The sequence below is a fragment of the Blastococcus sp. TF02-09 genome (assembly GCF_003319105.1).
In the GTDB taxonomy this organism is placed as follows: domain Bacteria; phylum Actinomycetota; class Actinomycetes; order Mycobacteriales; family Geodermatophilaceae; genus Blastococcus.
In genome coordinates this window covers 182535-200108 of sequence record NZ_QOHH01000003.1, presented here as the reverse complement: position 1 = coordinate 200108, position 17574 = coordinate 182535, and the positions used below count along the sequence as shown (strand labels likewise).

Sequence of the window (17574 nt, the reverse complement as noted above, 5' to 3'; positions counted from 1 at the left end):
TACGGCCCGCTGGCTAGGCTGGGACTCCGTCCCACCCCACCCCTCCCGGAGGCAACCCCGTGCTCGCCCGCATCGACCTGCGCGGATCCGCGCTGCCGGGAACCCGGGAGCTCTCCGGCCTGCTGCCGCGCGCCGCCACCGACATCGACTCCGTGCTGGCGACCGTCCGCCCGCTGTGCGAGGACGTGCGCATCCGGGGTGCCCAGGCCGTTCGCGAGATCACCGCGCGCCTGGACGGCGTGGACAACGAGGACTTCGCCGTCCCGCAGGAGGCGCTGGACCGCGCGCTCGCCGAGTGCGACCCGACCCTGCGGGCGGCCCTCGAGGAGGCCATCGCCCGCGTGCAGAAGGTGCACGCCGACCAGCGCCGCAGCGACGTCACCACCGAGGTCGTGCCCGGCGGCACGGTGACCGAGCGCTGGGTGCCGGTGCGCCGGGTCGGCCTGTACGTCCCCGGCGGGCTGGCGCCGCTGCTCTCCAGCGTGGTGATGAACGTCGTCCCCGCGCAGATCGCCGGCGTCGAGTCGATCGCGGTGGCCTCACCGCCGCAGCGCGACCACGGCGGGCTGCCCGACCCGGGCGTGCTGGCCGCCTGCGCGCTGCTGGGCATCACCGAGGTCTACGCCGTGGGTGGGGCGCAGGCCGTCGCCGTGTTCGGCTACGGCGCGGGGTCCTGCGAGCCGGTCGACATGGTCACCGGCCCCGGCAACGTCTACGTCACCGCGGCCAAGCGGCTGCTGCGCGGGCTCATCGGCATCGACTCCGAGGCCGGCCCCACCGAGGTCGCGATCCTGGCCGACGACACCGCCGACCCGGCGCACGTGGCGGCCGACCTGATCAGCCAGGCCGAGCACGACCCGCTGGCCGGAGCCGTGCTGGTCACCGACAGCGAGGCGCTCGCCGACGCCGTCCTCGACCTGGTGCCGGGACAGGTCACCGCCACCAAGCACTCCGACCGGATCACCACCGCCCTCGACGGCAGCCAGTCCGGCGTCGTCCTGGTCGACGACATCGACGCCGGGCTGCGGGTCGTGGACGCCTACGCCGCGGAGCACCTGGAGATCCAGACCCGCGACGCCCGGGCCGTGGCCGAGCGGGTGCGCAACGCCGGCGCGATCTTCGTCGGGGCGTGGTCGCCGGTCTCGCTGGGCGACTACATCGCCGGCTCCAACCACGTGCTCCCCACCGGCGGGTGCGCCCGGTTCTCCAGCGGGTTGAGCGTGCAGTCCTTCCTGCGCGGCATTCACGTCATCGAGTACGACGAGCAGGCGCTGGCCGACGTCGCGGGGCACATCGACGTCCTCGCCGGAGCCGAGGACCTGCCCGGGCACGCCGCCGCCGTCCGGATCCGGCAGCGTTCGTGACCTCGCTGGACGAGCTCCCGCTGCGGCCGGAGCTGCGCGGCCGCACGCCCTACGGCGCTCCGCAGGTGCCGGCCACGCACCGGCTCAACACCAACGAGAACCCGCACCCGCTGCCCGACGAGCTGCTCGCCGACCTCGGGACGGCGCTCGGGCACGCGGCCCTGGAGCTCAACCGCTACCCCGACCGGGACGCGGTGGCGCTGCGCGCCGACCTGGCGGCCTACCTGTCGCGGTCCGCGGGGACGTCGCTCGAACCCGCCCAGGTGTGGGCCGCCAACGGCTCGAACGAGGTGCTGCAGCAGATCCTGCAGGCCTTCGGCGGGGCCGGGCGGACGGCGCTGGGCTTCACGCCGTCCTACTCGATGCACCCGATCATCAGTGCCGGCACGGGCACCGGGTGGGTCGACGGGCACCGGCGGGCGGACTTCACGATCGACCCCGCCGCCGCGGTGGCGCAGGTGCGCGAGACGGCGCCCGACGTCGTCTTCGTCACCAGCCCGAACAACCCGACGGGCACCGCGGTGCCGCTGGCGACGATCGAGGAGCTGTACGCGACCACCGACGGTGTGCTCGTCGTCGACGAGGCGTACGCGGAGTTCGCGCGGACCGGCACTCCCTCGGCGCTGACCCTGCTGCCCGGGCGCCCGCGGCTGACCGTCAGCCGGACCATGAGCAAGGCGTTCGGGATGGCCGGGCTCCGGCTGGGCTACCTGGCCGCGGACGCCGCCGTCGTCGATGCGCTGCAGCTGGTGCGGCTGCCCTACCACCTCAGCTCGCTCACCCAGGCCGCCGCGCGGGCCGCGCTCGCGCACACCGACGCGCTGCTCGCGACCGTCGACGCGGTGCGGGAGCAGCGCGACCGGATCGTGGCGGAGCTGCCCGCCCTGGGCCTGACCAGCGTGCCCAGCGACGCCAACTTCGTGCTGTTCGGCCGGTTCGCCGACGCGCCGGCCGCCTGGCAGGCGCTGCTGGACCGGGGGGTCCTGGTGCGCGACGTCGGGCTGCCCGGGTGGCTGCGGGTCACGGCCGGCACCACCGCGGAGACCGACGCGTTCCTCACCGCGCTGGGTGAGGTCGTCCGGGATCAGCGCACCGTTCTGGGAGACTGACGCCATGACCGCACCTGCACGCCGCACCGCCCGGGTGGAGCGCGCGACCAGCGAGACCAAGCTGGTCCTGGAACTCGACCTCGACGGCACCGGCACCAGCTCGATCAGCACCGGCGTGGGCTTCTACGACCACATGCTCACGGCGCTGTCGAAGCACAGCGGGATCGACCTCACCGTGCAGGCCGACGGCGACCTGCACATCGACGCGCACCACACCGTCGAGGACGTCGCCATCGCGCTGGGTCAGGCCTTCGCCGAGGCGCTGGGCGACAAGCGGGGCATCACGCGCTACGGCGACGCGACGATCCCGATGGACGAGGTGCTCGCGCAGGCCGCCGTCGACCTCTCCGGCCGGCCGTACTTCGTGCACGCCGAGCCCGAGAACATGACGCCGATGATCGGCCCGGACTACCCGACGTCGCTCACCAAGCACGTGCTGGAGTCCTTCGCCTTCAACGCGCGGATCAGCCTGCACGTGCGGGTGCTGTACGCCGGCCGCGACGCCCACCACATCGTCGAGGGCCAGTTCAAGGCGCTGGCCCGGGCGCTGCGCCAGGCCGTCGCGCTGGACCCCCGCGTCACCGACGTGCCCTCGACCAAGGGCGCCCTGTAGCCGGTGGACTCGGGTCTGGTCCTGCTGGTGCTCGGGGGCTTCCTGCTCGGCGGCGCGTGGAGCGTGTGGAGCGTCGACGAGGACACCCCGGTCCGGAGCACCCCGCAGATCGTCCTGGCGGCGGTCCTGCTGCTGGCGGCGCTGCTGGCGACCGCCTCCGGCATCCTCCGCTTCGTCTGAGCCGGGCGTGAGCTCGTCAGGCGAGGAGCGTTTTCTGCGCACCGTGCTGGGCGACCCGACGGTGGCGGCGGTGCTCGACCGCGCGCCTGCGCTCGGCGTGGGGGACTGGTGGCTCACCGCCGGCGTGCTGTTCCAGACGGTGTGGAACGACCTGACCGGGCGGCCGGCCGGCACCGGGATCCGCGACGCCGACTTCTTCTACTTCGACGAGGACACCTCGTGGGAGGCGGAGGACGCGGTCATCCGGGCCGGCGCGGAGCTGTTCGCCGACCTGCCGGTGCCGGTCGAGATCCGCAACGAGGCGCGGGTGCACCTCTGGTACGCCGACCACTTCGGGGTGCCGGCGCCGGCGTTCCGCGACTGCGCCGACGCCATCGACCACTTCGCTGCGGTGTGCTGCTGCGTCGGGGTCACCGTCGACGCCGACGGCTCACCGCGGGTGTACGCACCGCACGGCTACGACGACCTGTTCGCCCTGGTGGTGCGGCCCAACCGCCGGCTGGCGCCGCGGGACGTCTACGAGTCCAAGGCGGCGCGCTGGCTCGCCGAGTGGCCGGAACTCACCGTCCTGTCCTGGGACGACGCCGGTATCCCAGCACCGCGTGGCACGTGAGGCAGCGAGGGCCACTGTGTCGCCTGTGACCGGTGAGTCGAACATCATGTAACAGCCTGGCTACGTTGTGCATCAGGTCACCTTTAGCGGCTGCTAGCTCCCCATACTTCGACGGCTCTCCTCGGGCCCTTGCCTCCGAACGACGGGAAGCCAGTCATGCGTCGCGCTCGCTTGCTCTTCGCCGCCTTCGTCAGCGTCAGCGTCCTCGTGGGCGGAGTGGACGTCGCGATCGCTCCGCCGGCGGCAGCCGCGCCAAAGCCGATCGACGAGCGCCCGGAGGCGGTGCGGGCGCAGGAGAAGGCCAAGGCCGGCGGCAAGCCGGTCGAGATTCTCGAACGGCGCACCGATCGGTCCACCACCTTCGCAAACCCGGACGGCACAACGACGGACGAGATATCGAGCAGTCCCGTCCGGGTGCATAGGGGAGGGGTCTGGCAGGACATCGACCTCACGCTCGGCCGTCAAGGGAACCGGCTGGCGCCGGCGGTCAGCCCCGCAGATGTCTCTTTCAGCAGCGGCGGCCGTGACCGCGACCTCGTGCAGCTGCGCATCGGCCAGCGACGTGTCACGGTTGCCTGGCCAAGCAAACTGCCTGCTGCGACAGTCTCGGGCGGTGTTGCCACCTATCGCGGCGTGGCCCCCGGCACCGACCTCGAGCTCGCCGCAACCGCGAGTGGCTACGAGAAGTACCTACGGCTCCGTGAGATCCCAGCTGACCCCGAGTACCGCTTCACCTACCGCCTCAGTGGCGTCGAGTTGCGGAAGGACGAGGCAGGGATGCTCGTCCTCGTCGACCGCCGCGACCGGGTGGTCGCCCGCGTGCCGGCTCCCCGCATGTGGGACGCTTCGGTCGACCCCGCGTCGGGCGAGCCTCGCCGCAGCGCCGACGTGGCTACAGAGGTGCGGCAGGTGCCCGGCGGCGCGGAGCTTGTTCTCAAGCCGGACACCGGATGGCTCCGCGACAGCTCTACGAAATACCCGGTCACGGTCGATCCCGGCGTCACTCTAGGCGGCACCGCGGACACCTGGGTGCAGGAGGGCTTCTCGAGCTCGCAGTACTCGAACGCCCAGCTCCGCGTCGGCACGTACGACGGTGCGACAGTGGCGCGCTCGATGCTGCGCTTCGACGTCGCCGCCTATTCCGGCCGGCACATCACGGCGGCGACGTTGCGCCTGTACAACGTCTGGTCGTACTCCTGCAACGCCGCTGGGGTCAACGCTCACCCGCTCACCGCAGGCTTCGGAACCACGACCAACTGGGCCACCCAACCTGCGCACACGACGTCGGGGACCTGGGCGGGCAGCGGCAGCTTCTCCTTTGGTCACAGCAACTGCGCCGACGGCTGGGGAACCGTCAATGTCCAAAAGATGGTGGACGGCTGGACCCGTGGCGGGCTGGCCAATCACGGGATGATCATCCGAGCCAGCGAGACCAGTGCTTCGGGCTGGAAGAAGTTCTGTTCCGGCAACCCGAGCGCCGCCGCAGATATGGCACCATGCAGCTCGGCCGCGCTGACCCCCAAGCTTGCGATCACCTACAACACCATCGCCACGGCTCCGGGCGCCCTCTCGGCCACACCCTGCAGGTACATCTGCGGCACCCCCGCGGCGGTCAACCCCACCAACCTGATCCCAACCCTGACCGCGCAGTCGTCCGACCGGGATGGCAACGGCCTGCGCTACGACTTCGAGATCTGGTCGGGCCGGACGACTCGCGTGGCGTACGGCTCCCCGGCCACGGCCACCCAGAACACGAAGGTGGCGTGGAGGCCGTCGGTGGCCGTCGCGGAGAACGCGGCTTACGAGTACCGCGTGCGCGCCTGGGACGGGACGGATTTCTCGCCGTGGTCGTCGTGGTTCGGCTTCAAACAGGACCGCAGCGCACCTGCCGCACCCACTGTCACGTCGACGTCACATCCCAACCAGAGCGCCTGGTCGAGGAGTACCGGGCTAGCTGCGGCGTGGGCTGCACCAGGCGACGCCAGCGGCATCCAGGGCTACGCCGTGGTGCGCGATCGCAGCTCCACGACGGTCCCCGCCACGACGACACCTCTGCAAACGACGGCATCCTGGAACGGCACGGCCGCGGACGGCGTCACCTTCTTGCATGTGCGAGCTGTCGACAAGGCCGGCAACTGGGGGGCGACCGCGCACTACCGCTTCCAGGTCGACACCGCACCGCCGACCCTGACTGTCGCCTCCAGCAGCCACCCCGACCCGGCGCAGTGGTACGGGGCCGACCTCAACGCCACCCTGACCCCAAACGCCGACACCAGCGGGGTCGCGCGCTACGTCGTGGTCGTCGACGACAAGCCGACCACCGCGCCCACGGGTGACGGTCAGACATCGAGCACGGTCCGGGCCACGAAGGGCAACGGCGCCTGGTTCCTGCACGTCAAGGCGGTCGACCGGGCGGGCAACGTCGGTCCGACCGTCCACCGCGCATTCAACGTCGACGGCCAGGCACCGGCCGCGCCGGTCATGTCCAGCAGTACTCACCCGGACCCCGCCAGCGCCTACCCCGGAACCGAGGTGCGGGCCTCTTGGACCGCACCGTCCTCTACCAGCCCCGTGGTCGGCTACGCCGTGCTCCTCAACGAAACGGCTGACAGCGTTCCGGGCCCGACGGTCACCCAGACGGCGACGACGTTCACGGGCACGACGGTCGACGGCGTCCACTGGCTGCATGTCCGTGCGCTCGACCGGGCCGGCAACTGGGGCCCGGCGACGCACCGCAAGATTCACGTCGACACGAGCCTTCGGGCTGGGCCCGCGATCACCTCGACCAGCCACCCGGACCAGGCCGTCTGGACGGAGATCAACCAGGCCACGGCGACCTGGGCGCCGGCGCAGGGCAAGGACGTCGTTGGCTATGCGGTCTCGTTGGACGGCATGGCTGAAGGTGCGCCGGCGGAGGAGCCGACACAAACCGAGGCGGCATGGAGCGGCAGCCTGCCCGGCGACGGCGCGCACTATCTGCACGTCCGCACCTGCTTCACCGACGGTGGCTGCAGCGTCACCAGCACGTACGGCCTTCGCGTGGATCGGGATGCGCCGACCGGCGCCATCTCCGCTCCGGTCGAGTGGGCCGAGACCTCCGGTGTCGTGAGAGTCAGCGCCGAGCCGGAGGACGCCGGCAGCGGCGTGGCCCGTGTGGATGTCTCCACCTTGCGGCAGGGGGTGCGGACGCCGGTCGCGGCCGACACGCTCGGCGCCGATGGCTGGTCGGTCAACCTCGACACGCGCAACGCCGAGGACGGGCCCCTCACCGTGCTCGTCACCTACACCGACGCAGTCGGACATGTCCGCACGGACGCAGCGGAGCTCGGCATCGTCGTCGACAACGCCGAGGCCTCGCCCGAGGACTGGGAGGAGACCGTCGGCATCGACGGCTTGGCCGTGGACGGAGCGACCGACGCGCAGGTCGCGCTCGGCACCGGCACCCTCGTCGTCGCCGCCCGTGACGCCGAACAGCCGGGCACCGGCTTTGACGCCGTCTTCGAACGGGTCTACAGCAGCTCTTCCACCACGCGCTCGTCGCTGGGCCTTGGCTGGCGCGGTACGTACGACGACACGCTGATCGAGGACCGCAACGGTGACGTCACACACCTCGACGCCGCAGGCCGAGAGCACGTGTTCGTGCGCGCCGCGGACGGCGGCTATGTGTCGCCGGACGGCGTCACGGACACCCTCGAGGCCGTCGATGGCGGGGGTTGGCTCGTCCACGACGAAGCGGACAATGTGAGCCGCTACGACGCTGCGGGCCGCCGGTTGTCCGTGACGGACGAGGCTGGCAATGTCCTCACCGTCGCCCGGAACGAGCAGAGCCAGGTGACCGCGGTCTGCGTCGGCGCCGAGACGTGCACCGCCGCGGAGGCCAAGCTTTCCCTGGCCTACTCCGGCGGCAAGCTGACGGCCGTCACGGCACCCGGTGACCGGACCTGGACCTACGCCTACGACCTGAGCGGCCGCTTGGCCACGGTGGCCGGCCCCCGCCCCGGCGTCGCGCGCCAGTACGTCTACGACGACGACACCGACCGGCTGATCGGCGTCACTGATGCGGCCAACGGCGTCTCGCGCATCGTCTACGACCGGGCCGGTCGGGTGGAGAAGGTGTACGACGCCAAGGCCATCGCGGCGCAGAAAGACGCCCCCACGTCCTTCGGTTACACAGGGGACCCAGCCACGACGGTGGTCGTGCGCACCCCGCAGGATCATGCAGTCAGCCCCGTTGGGCCCGGTGAGACGTTCGTCCTTGACCCCGCTGGCGCTATGACGGAGTACCGAGACGACACCGGCGACGTCACGACCTACTCCTACGACGAGGACCACAACGTCACGCGGGAGGACGGTCCCGCGACGGCGCCCACCACGGCCACCTACAACGCTGACGGCAACATCATCCGAGACGTCGACGAAGCCGGGCAGGTTACTACCTACGAGTACGACGCGGACGGCAACGTCTCGCGCTTGTGCGAGCAGGGGACGCCGTGCCTCACCTACACATTCGACGCCGAAGGCAATGTCGTGAAGACGGTCGACGATCTCGGCCACACCGAGACGGCGACCTACGATGCCGCCGGGCAGGTCACCTCGGAGACCGACGAACTGGGGCAGACGGTCCACTACACCTACGACGCTGACGGCAACCTGGTGTCCGAGGAAGACCCGTTCGGCGCCACGACGACCTTCGCGTACGACGAGGCAGGCAACCTCGTGCAGGAGACCGACCCGATGGGCCGGTCGACCGACTACGACCACGACGCCGAAGGCAATGTCGTCACCGTCCAGGCCCCGCCGGAGACACCCGGAGGGGCGCGGCCCACGACCACGTACGCCTATGACGGCGCAGGCAATGTGATCGCCGAGACCAGCCCGCAGGGGAACGTCGACGGAGTCACCGCGGCGGCGCACACGACCACGTACGAGTACGACGAGCTGGGCAACCTGGAGTCTGTCGGCGAGCCGCTTGGCGGCGTCGAGCAGACCCGGTACGACCTCGACGGCAACGCAGTCGCGGTGGTCGACGAGCTCGGCAAGACCACGACCTTCGAGTACGACGCCGACGGTCAGCTCCGCTCAGAGACCAGTCCTGATGGCTCGACGCTGACCGCCGCGTACGACTCGGAGGGTCAGGTGACCGTGCTCGAGGACGCGGCGGGTAAAGAATCCTTCGACTACGACGCGGCCGGACAGTTGATCGGCCAGACCGATGCCAACGGCGGCACCACCGAGGTTTCCTACAACCTCGACGGGTCGGTCGCCGCGGTGACCAGCGCGTCCAGCAACGAGGCCGATGCCGCAGGGGACAGCTTCACGACCAGCTACACCTACGACGACGCCGGTCAGCTGGTGGCAGAGACGACACCCGAAGGCCGGACTGTCGAGCACGTGTACGACGCGGCGGGCAACGAGATAGCAACCACCGACCCGAGCGGGAACACGACCCGCATCGATTACGACGCGCTGGGCAGGCCCGTGCGTCGGACGCTGCCAGGAACCGAGCCGGGCAGCGTCAGCGGTGTCGTGACGGGCACGGGCAAGTCGGTGGTGCATCAGCTGCCGATCACCGTGGGCGGAGTGGTGAGCGCGGTGGTCGACTGGGAGGACAGCTCGGCCGACCTCGACCTGGTCCTCAAAGACCCCTCGGGTGCTGTGGTCTCCGAGGCGACGGGCCCGGCACGCCCGGCGGTTCTGGTCCACGATGTGCCGTCTGCAGGTACGTGGACCCTCGAGGTGCGCTCGGTGACTGGTGCGTCCGCCTACCAGCTGGACCACAGTGTGCCCGTGCTGCGCACAGAGACCGTGCAGTACGACGCGTCGGGCGCCATCAGCGCGTTCACCGACGTCGACGGCACGCTCACCATGCAGTACGAGGGCGACGGTGACACGGCTGGCTATACGCTGCCGGACGGCAGCCAGAGCCTCCTCGCCGACGACGTCGGGGGTCAGGTCACCGCCGTCCAGGACCCGACGGGCACGCAGACCTTCGGCTACGACGCCGAGGGGCAAGTTGTCACTGCGGTCGACCAAGCGAACGTCGTGAGCTCCTTCACCTACGACGCAGCCGGCAACGAGGTCGCCGTCGACCGGGACGGTGACACGACCACCTTCACCTACGACGAGGCCGGGGACCTGGCGTCCCAGATGGTGAGCGGCGCCAGCAAGCCGACCACCATCGCCTCCTCCGACAAGCTCAACCCGACCGACTTGTACCACGCGACGGGTGAGCACGACCAACGCAGGTTCGACGCCGAAGGGCAGGTCACCGCGGTCCGGCTGCGGCCGCAAATCGACGCCGCGCCGTCGCTGGACTGGGAACTGGGCTACGACGCCGACGGCAACCTCACCTCCGTCAGCGACGCCTTGGCCGGTCACACTCTGGCGGGCTACCGGTACGACGAGGACCTGCGGCTGGTCGAAGAAGTCCGCCGGGGCGCCGACGGCGACGACCGAATGCGCACCTTCACCTACGATCCGCAGGGCAACATGCTCGCGATCGACGGGTCGGGGCGGCCGGTGCGCCAGTCGTTCAACCAGGCCGGTCAGCTGGTGCGGCGGACGGTCGGCTCGGGCGCGGAGGTCGAGCACACCGCCTTCGTGTACGACAAGGCGGGCAACTTGATCCGCTTGATCAGCCCGGACGGTCTCACGACGTACTCCTGGACGGCCGACGGCCGTCTGGCAGCGATGTCTCGGCCGGACGGCGTCCGGGTGGAGTTCGTCTACGACGGCACCGGCAAACGGCAGACCAAGACGGTGCACAGCCCCGACGGCTCGGTATCGACGACCAGGTACTCGTGGGACGCCGGGCGGCTGGCGACGGTCGACCGCGACGGGATGGTGGCGAAGTTCGGCTACGACCCCGCCGGTGCGCCGCTGAGCTTGCAGATGGCGGAGGCCGTCTATGCCTTCCGTACAGACGTGCGCGGGTCGACGCTCGAGCTCACCGACACCGCCACCCACGAGCCGGCCCGTGTCCTACCGGTATGACGCATGGGGCAACCTGGTCGACCAGGGCGAGGACTCGCCCCTGCAGGCCGGTCTGCGGGCGATGAACCCCTTCACATTCGTCGGTTCCTACGGGGTTCTCACCGACACCGAGACCGGGCTCGCCCAGATGGGGGTGCGTTCGTACGACCCGCGGCTGAGCCGGTTCATCTCTCGTGACCCTGCGGAGTTCGAGCCCGACGCGTCGAGCTACGTCTACGCCGGCGACAACCCGCTGGTGCTGGCGGACCCGACAGGCTTGTGGCCGAGCTTCATTAAGAAGGCGGGGCGCAAGTTCAAGAAAGCCGTCACGAAGGTCACCAAGGTTGCTCGCAGCGTCGGGCGCACCGCATATAGCGCCGCGAAGAAGGTCGGGCACTACGCCTGGAAGTACAAGTACGACATCGCCACGACAGCGGCGATGTTCGTCCCAGGTGTCAACGTCGTCGCCGGCGCGGCCAAGGTCGTTCGGGTCGCGCAGCTGGCGAAGAAAGCCTACAGCGCGTCGAAGGTCGTACGCAGCTCCAAGAAAGCCTACCGAGCCGTGAAGGTGTCCCGGGCAGCGAAAAAGTACCGAAGCGCGTCCAACCGGGTGAAGAAGGCTGTCCACAAGGTCAAGAAGAAGGCCAGCTCGTCGGTCAAGCGGTCTTACGGCCGGGTGCGGAGCACTCTGTCGAAGTCGAGGGCGTGTTCATTCACTGGCGATACCACGGTGTTGATGGAGGACGGCAGCCGCAAGCCTATCGAGGACGTGCGAGTCGGTGACCGGGTCATCGCGTCTGATCCCGAGACCGGAGAGCAGGCGGCCAAGGAGGTCGACCATGTCTGGGTCCACGAGGACACAGTCATCGACCTGGTTGTCGATGGCGAGACCATCACAACAACGGAGGATCACCCCTTCTGGAATGCATCCGACGGGCAGTACCAGCGGGCCGACCAGCTCGACGAGGGCGAGCACGTTCTAGGAGCGGACGGTGGGCTGCTAACCGTCAGCGGGCTGAAGATGGACACGGCTCGGAGTGCTCGCGCTTACAATCTCTCCGTCGAGGGACTCCACACCTACCACGTGGGTGACCGGAGAATCCTCGTGCACAACAAGTGCTGGATAAATGGGGGGAGTCGCAAGGCAGACACTCACGTATACCAGGGATTCCGTAACGGCAAGGATGTATATGCAGGAATCACCAGGAACCTTGAGAGGCGACAGGCGCAGCACGGGGACCGGTTCGATATCGCGGCAGTCACCACAGAGCCGGTCACTCGTCGCCAAGCACGGGCAATCGAGCAAGCCTTGATTAGATCGAACCCACAGTACTTGAACAAAATTAATAGCATCTCCTCTAGGCGTCGCCACTACACCGAGGCACTGGCGTGGGGAATGTCATGGCTCAGGAGGAATGGGCGTTGAGTGTTAACCTAAGGACACTTAGGGCGTCACGCAAAAAGCCTCAGGTAGGCGACGTGTTCGCAATGCAGCCGCCCGACGGCCTGTACCTCTTTGGTCGTGTGGTTGAGATCAATTTGGATCTTTCCCGGGCCCCCATGCCTGGAGCCAATCTTATTTACGTTTACCGGGCGCGCTCAGAGGCGAAGCAGCCGGACATGCGAACGTTAAAGCCGGATCGACTTTTGATTCCTCCTGTGTTCACTAATCAACTGGCTTGGAAAAAGGGCTATTTCGAGACGGTGAATAGCCGGCCTCTGGAGCCAGAAGATTTGCTCCCGAGCCCCTGCTTCCGTCTGGCCAACGGGGAGTACCGCGACGTCTCCGGGAACTTGCTGCCCGCGCCCATCGAACCGTGCGGCGAGTGGGTCCTGGCGAGCTATCGCGGCATTGATGATCGGGTCAGCGAAGCGTTGGGCATCCCGCTTGTCCCTGAGGATTGAGGCTCTCGCGACAGTGCAAGCTTGGAAGACCACTGATGCTTAATCCGCCGGCGCGGTAGGGGTTACCGGTAGGTCGTTACATCGGATGGCTCCCTCAAACCAGGGCTCAAGGGACGTGCGGATCCGTCAGGCTCGACATCAGGGCGTGCGGTTTAGCACTTCGAAGGTTGTGTGCAGTTCCAGGCAGACCTACCGGGCACACGTGGGCGCGGGAATTACGAGGAGGGTCGCTGCGCTGGTCGGTAGCGTGGCAGGGGTGAAGAAGGTGGCGGTCCTCGACTACGGGTCGGGCAATCTGCGCTCGGCCGAGCGCGCGCTGGCCCGCGTGGGCGCCGATGTCACGGTGACCTCCGATGCGCAGACCGCTCTGGACGCCGACGGTCTCGTCGTCCCCGGGGTTGGCGCCTTCGCCGCGTGCATGGAGGGCCTCAAGGCGGTCGACGGCCCGCGCATCATCGGCCGTCGCCTCGCGGGTGGCCGCCCCGTGCTCGGCATCTGCGTCGGCATGCAGATCCTGTTCGACCGCGGCGTCGAGCACGGCCACGACGCGGAGGGCTGCGGCGAGTGGCCCGGAGTCGTCGAGCAGCTACAGGCCCCCGTTCTGCCGCACATGGGCTGGAACCAGGTCGACGTCGCCCCCGGCAGCGTGCTCTTCGACGGCCTCGAGAACGAGCGCTTCTACTTCGTGCACTCCTACGGCGTCCGCGACTTCGCGCTCGGTCAGGACACCGGTCCGTCCCCGCTGCCCAAGCCCAAGGTCACCTGGGCCGAGCACGGCGACCGCTTCGTGGCCGGGGTGGAGAACACGGCGCTGTCCGCGACGCAGTTCCACCCCGAGAAGAGCGGCGACGCCGGCGCCCAACTGCTTACCAACTGGCTGAACACGCTGGACTGATCAAGCCAGTCGAGGAGCTGCAGAGCCAGCAAGGCGGGTCCAGACCAGTTCCACCATTCCGGGCCGGTCGTGAGGGGTGTAGTCGGCGCCGTCTTCGCGTGCCCCAGAGCTGCGCGGCCATCCGGTCATGCCGGCGTCAGGGCCCGTCGGTGACCCCGCGACCTTAGTCGCCAGTCCTCACGGGTCAGCACACCGAGCGGACGAGCGAACCGATCACTCCGGCGAGAGCCCGCCGCGTCGTCAGCCAGCCTGCTGCATCCGGCCGCGGGTTCGGGCGGGCGGCCTCGACGTCCGAGCTGTTCAGGTGGAGCCGCTGATTCACTTCCACCTGGAGCGCGTCGACCCGATGGTCGTTCGCCCATCGCCGGACGATGTGGCCCCCGGTGAAGCGAAGGTTCCAGGCAACCGTGAACCCTTGCTGGCGGAACGCCCGCTCGACCTGTTCGCTTGCCCCTCGGCCGGCCGTCGAGCCTCCGCCGTCGCCGAGGACGACATCCACGCCCAGCGGCAGGCCGAAGCTGTGCATATCCAGCAGCAGCACCCGCGGGTGCCGGTGCAATGCTGCGGCCAGCGCACGGTCGAGCGCCCGGTGGAAAGGAACGTGTGCCAGCTCGAGGCGGTACTGCAGCTCCTCGGCGGTGAGCGGTCGGTCGTACAGCGGCGCCCCGACGGGGTCGCGCGCCGGAACCGCTGTGGACCAGAAGTCACCGTGGAGGGGCTCGACCGGCGCTCGGTTCGGATCAGCGACGAAGCGGCTCAGCCTGGCCACGACCGCGGGGACGACGAGATCGGCGCTCAGGTCGAGCAGCTCGGCGGTCCGCCAGTCCGACCACAGCTGCTCCGGGGGGACGCGCAGACCCTCCGCGCACCGGGTTGGCACGAGTGTTCCGCCGTGCGGCACGGACAGCACCAGGGCCGGAGGCGCGTCGAGGTGGACGGTCGCGACCGCGCCGCAGCCCGGGTCTCCGCTCACCAGCACCCGCGGTGCACGACCTCGTCGACGCCCCGCCGGCCCCGGCTCAGCGAGGGGGAGCGGCGGTCGCCGTCCCCGGCGTAGCCGAACGCCAGGCAGCCCACCGGCCGGTACTCCGGCGGCACGCCGAACGCGGCCCGCAGCGCATCCACCTTGTCGCCCGGCACGCCGAAGAAGCAGGCGCCCAGGCCCTCGTCGACGGCGGTCAGCAGCATCAGCAGCGACGCCATCCCCGCGTCGACGTCCCAGTACGGCACCGGCCACCGCGCCTCGTCGCGGTCGGCCCACCCCTTGTCCGGCTCGGCGTAGCGGTCCAGATAGGCCTGCTTGTTGGAGAACAGCACGACCAGCAGCGGCGCCCGGCGCATCCGCGTCAGCCAGCCGTCGGGCGCACCGGCGTCGGTGGTCGCCGTCCAGAAGCGGTCCCGCTCCTCCTGGGTCTCCAGCACCAGGAACGCCCAGCCCTGGCTGAACCCGGCCGACGGCGCCCGGATGGCGTGCGCCAGCAGCCGTTCCCGCACCTCGGCGGGCACCGGGCGGTCGGGGTCGTAGTTGCGCACCATGCGACGGCGCCGGACCACCTCTGCGAACTCCACGGCGACAGCCTGCCGCAGTGCACCGGCGCCGCCGCTCCTAGGCTGGTCACCGTGCCGAAGCTGCAGCTCCTCCCCGCCGTCGACGTCGCCGACGGACAGGCCGTCCGCCTCGTGCAGGGGGAGGCCGGCAGCGAGACCTCCTACGGCGACCCCCTCGACGCCGCCCTCCAGTGGCAGACCGACGGCGCCGAGTGGGTGCACCTGGTCGACCTCGACGCCGCCTTCGGCCGTGGCTCCAACCGCGAGCTGCTGGCCCGCGTCGTCGGCGAGCTGGACGTCGACGTCGAGCTCTCCGGCGGCATCCGGGACGACGAGTCGCTGGCCGCCGCGCTGGCCACCGGCTGCCGGCGGGTCAACCTGGGCACCGCGGCGCTGGAGTCGCCCGAGTGGTGCGCCCGCGCCATCGCCGAGCACGGTGACCGCATCGCCGTCGGCCTGGACGTGCGCGGCACCCGGCTGGCCGCCCGCGGCTGGACGCAGGAGGGCGGCGAGCTCTACGAGACCCTCGCCCGCCTGGACGCCGAGGGGTGCGCCCGCTACGTCGTCACCGACATCACCAAGGACGGCACGCTGAAGGGCCCGAACCTGGAGCTGCTACGCGAGGTGTGTGCCGCCACGCCGCGGCCGGTCATCGCCTCCGGCGGCGTCAGCTCGCTCGACGACATCCGCGCGCTCGCCGGCCTGACCGCCGTCGGCGTCGAGGGCGCGATCGTCGGCAAGGCCCTCTACGCCGGCGCCTTCACGCTGCCGGAGGCGTTGAGGATCACCGAGGAGCTCGCATGAGCGTCATCCGGCTGGGCTCCGGAGCGCCCTGGGAGGCGGTCGTCGGCTACAGCCGGGTCGTCGTCCGCGGGGAGGCCGCCTGGGTGAGCGGCACGACGGCCGTCGTCGACGGGGTCGTCGTGCACCCCGGGGACGCCGCCGCGCAGACCCGCCAGTGCCTCGCGACCATCGCGGAATCCCTCGAGCGCGCCGGGTTCACGCTGGGCGACGTCGTCCGCACCCGGATGTTCGTCACCGACATCGCGCGCTGGGAGGAGATCGGCCGGGCGCACGGCGAGGTCTTCGGCGACATCCGGCCGGCGACGACGATGGTGCAGGTGGCCGCGCTCATCGATCCGGTGATGCTGGTGGAGATCGAGGCCGACGCCGTCCGGGGGGTGCCGGCATGAGCTTGTCCGTACGCGTCATCCCGTGCCTGGACGTCGACCAGGGGCGGGTGGTGAAGGGCGTCAACTTCGTCGACCTGCGCGACGCCGGCGACCCGGTGGAGATGGCCCGGGTCTACGACGCCGAGGGCGCCGACGAGCTGACCTTCCTCGACATCAGCGCGAGCTCCGGCAAGCGGGAGACCACCTACGACGTCGTCCGGCGGACGGCGGAGAGCGTGTTCATCCCCCTGACCGTCGGCGGCGGCGTGCGCACCGTCGAGGACGTCGACAAGCTGCTGCGGGCCGGTGCGGACAAGGTCGGCGTGAACACCGCCGCCGTCGCCCGCCCCGAGCTGATCGCCGAGATCGCCCAGCGGTTCGGCAGCCAGGTACTGGTGCTCTCGGTCGACGCCCGCCGGGTGCGCGACGGTGCGGCCACCGACTCGGGCTTCGAGATCACCACCCACGGCGGTCGCCGCGGCACCGGCCGGGACGCCGTCGGGTGGGTCGTGCAGGCGGCAGCGCTGGGCGTCGGCGAGGTGCTGCTGAACTCCATGGACGCCGACGGCACCCAGGCCGGGTTCGACACCGAGCTGATCCGCGCCGTGCGCCGCGAGGTGACCGTCCCGGTGATCGCCAGCGGGGGAGCGGGCCGGGTGGAGGACTTCCCGCCCGCGGTCGAGGCCGGTGCCGACGCCGTGCTCGCTGCCAGCGTCTTCCACTTCGGCAAGCTGCGGGTCGGCGACGTCAAGGCCGAGCTGGCCCGCGCCGGCGTCCCGGTCCGCTAGGCCTGGACGTGCGCCGGACCGGCGAGCAGGGTGGGCGGCCCGACGTCGGAGCGCCCGCCATGCACCTGCACCGGATCAGCACCAACCTGACCGTCGACGACCCGGCCGGCGGCCACGACTTCTACGAGGACTTCCTCGGGCTGGAGAAGCAGTTCGACCTGGGCTGGGTGACCAGCTTCCGGTCGCCGTCGAACCCGAGCATCCAGGTGACCCTGATCGCCCACGACCCGACCGCTCCCGAGCAGTCGGCGATGAGCGTGGCGGTGCTGGACGTCGATGCCGCGTACGCCGAGGCGCAGCGCCGCGGCTACGAGATCGTGCACCCGCTCACCCACGAGCCGTGGGGCGTGCGCCGCTTCTTCGTGCGCGATCCGCACGGCGTCGTGGTCAACGTCGTCGGGCACGCGGACTGACG

15 protein-coding genes are annotated in these 17574 nt (G+C 70.2%); 13 read left to right on the top strand and 2 right to left on the bottom strand.

What is annotated here, in order from left to right:
* Positions 1-59: 59 nt before the first annotated feature.
* The 9 genes from hisD to hisH all read left to right on the top strand — a co-directional run bounded on the left by hisD (position 60) and on the right by hisH (position 13651).
* Entirely contained in the window at positions 60-1364 is a 1305-nt protein-coding gene (hisD, locus tag DQ239_RS05960) for a histidinol dehydrogenase (protein WP_113833492.1), read from the top strand.
* Positions 1361-2473 carry a histidinol-phosphate transaminase gene (locus tag DQ239_RS05955; protein ID WP_113833491.1) on the top strand — a complete coding sequence of 371 codons (1113 nt, stop codon included), beginning with the start codon at positions 1361-1363 and terminating at the stop codon, positions 2471-2473. The genes hisD and DQ239_RS05955 overlap by 4 nt, the downstream gene beginning before the upstream one ends.
* A 4-nt stretch (positions 2474-2477) precedes the next feature.
* Positions 2478-3086, top strand: coding sequence for an imidazoleglycerol-phosphate dehydratase HisB (gene hisB, locus DQ239_RS05950; protein WP_113833490.1), 609 nt, complete (start codon positions 2478-2480; stop codon positions 3084-3086).
* 3 nt (positions 3087-3089) lie between these two features.
* Entirely contained in the window at positions 3090-3266 is a 177-nt protein-coding gene (locus DQ239_RS20570) for a hypothetical protein (protein ID WP_199582712.1), read from the top strand.
* Positions 3267-3273: 7 nt separating this feature from the next.
* Positions 3274-3879, top strand: a complete 606-nt coding sequence (locus DQ239_RS05945; protein ID WP_113833489.1) for a nucleotidyltransferase family protein — start codon at positions 3274-3276, stop codon at positions 3877-3879.
* A gap of 216 nt (positions 3880-4095) precedes the next feature.
* Complete coding sequence (locus DQ239_RS05940; protein WP_158544791.1) at positions 4096-10872, top strand: DNRLRE domain-containing protein; 6777 nt, start codon at positions 4096-4098, stop codon at positions 10870-10872.
* Positions 10856-12277, top strand: a complete 1422-nt coding sequence (locus DQ239_RS05935) for a polymorphic toxin-type HINT domain-containing protein (protein ID WP_158544790.1) — start codon at positions 10856-10858, stop codon at positions 12275-12277. The genes DQ239_RS05940 and DQ239_RS05935 overlap by 17 nt, the downstream gene beginning before the upstream one ends.
* A 53-nt stretch (positions 12278-12330) precedes the next feature.
* Positions 12331-12756 (top strand): immunity 26/phosphotriesterase HocA family protein, encoded by a 426-nt coding sequence (locus DQ239_RS05930; protein WP_199582710.1) that lies wholly within the window; start codon positions 12331-12333, stop codon positions 12754-12756.
* Positions 12757-13012: 256 nt separating this feature from the next.
* Positions 13013-13651, top strand: a complete 639-nt coding sequence (hisH, locus tag DQ239_RS05925; RefSeq protein ID WP_233488806.1) for an imidazole glycerol phosphate synthase subunit HisH — start codon at positions 13013-13015, stop codon at positions 13649-13651.
* A gap of 184 nt (positions 13652-13835) precedes the next feature.
* Here hisH and DQ239_RS05920 read toward each other — a convergent pair whose 3' ends face one another.
* On the bottom strand, positions 13836-14630 hold the full coding sequence (locus DQ239_RS05920) for an N-formylglutamate amidohydrolase (protein ID WP_158544789.1): 795 nt from the start codon (positions 14628-14630) through the stop codon (positions 13836-13838).
* Complete coding sequence (locus tag DQ239_RS05915; RefSeq protein ID WP_113833483.1) at positions 14621-15220, bottom strand: nitroreductase family protein; 600 nt, start codon at positions 15218-15220, stop codon at positions 14621-14623. Before DQ239_RS05915 ends, DQ239_RS05920 begins: the two co-directional genes overlap by 10 nt.
* Positions 15221-15271: 51 nt before the next feature.
* Here DQ239_RS05915 and priA point away from each other — a divergent pair, with 51 nt between their 5' ends.
* The 4 genes from priA to DQ239_RS05895 are packed head-to-tail and all read left to right on the top strand — an operon-like array spanning position 15272 to position 17572.
* A complete protein-coding gene (gene priA, locus DQ239_RS05910; protein ID WP_113833482.1) occupies positions 15272-16003 on the top strand; it encodes a bifunctional 1-(5-phosphoribosyl)-5-((5-phosphoribosylamino)methylideneamino)imidazole-4-carboxamide isomerase/phosphoribosylanthranilate isomerase PriA in 732 nt (243 codons plus the stop codon).
* Positions 16000-16392 carry a RidA family protein gene (locus DQ239_RS05905; RefSeq protein WP_113833481.1) on the top strand — a complete coding sequence of 131 codons (393 nt, stop codon included), beginning with the start codon at positions 16000-16002 and terminating at the stop codon, positions 16390-16392. Before priA ends, DQ239_RS05905 begins: the two co-directional genes overlap by 4 nt.
* The gene (gene hisF, locus DQ239_RS05900) at positions 16389-17159 is read left to right on the top strand and encodes an imidazole glycerol phosphate synthase subunit HisF (protein WP_113833480.1); all 771 of its coding nucleotides are present in this window, start codon (positions 16389-16391) and stop codon (positions 17157-17159) included. The genes DQ239_RS05905 and hisF overlap by 4 nt, the downstream gene beginning before the upstream one ends.
* 8 nt (positions 17160-17167) lie before the next feature.
* On the top strand, positions 17168-17572 hold the full coding sequence (locus DQ239_RS05895) for a VOC family protein (RefSeq protein ID WP_233488805.1): 405 nt from the start codon (positions 17168-17170) through the stop codon (positions 17570-17572).
* Positions 17573-17574: the final 2 nt, after the last annotated feature.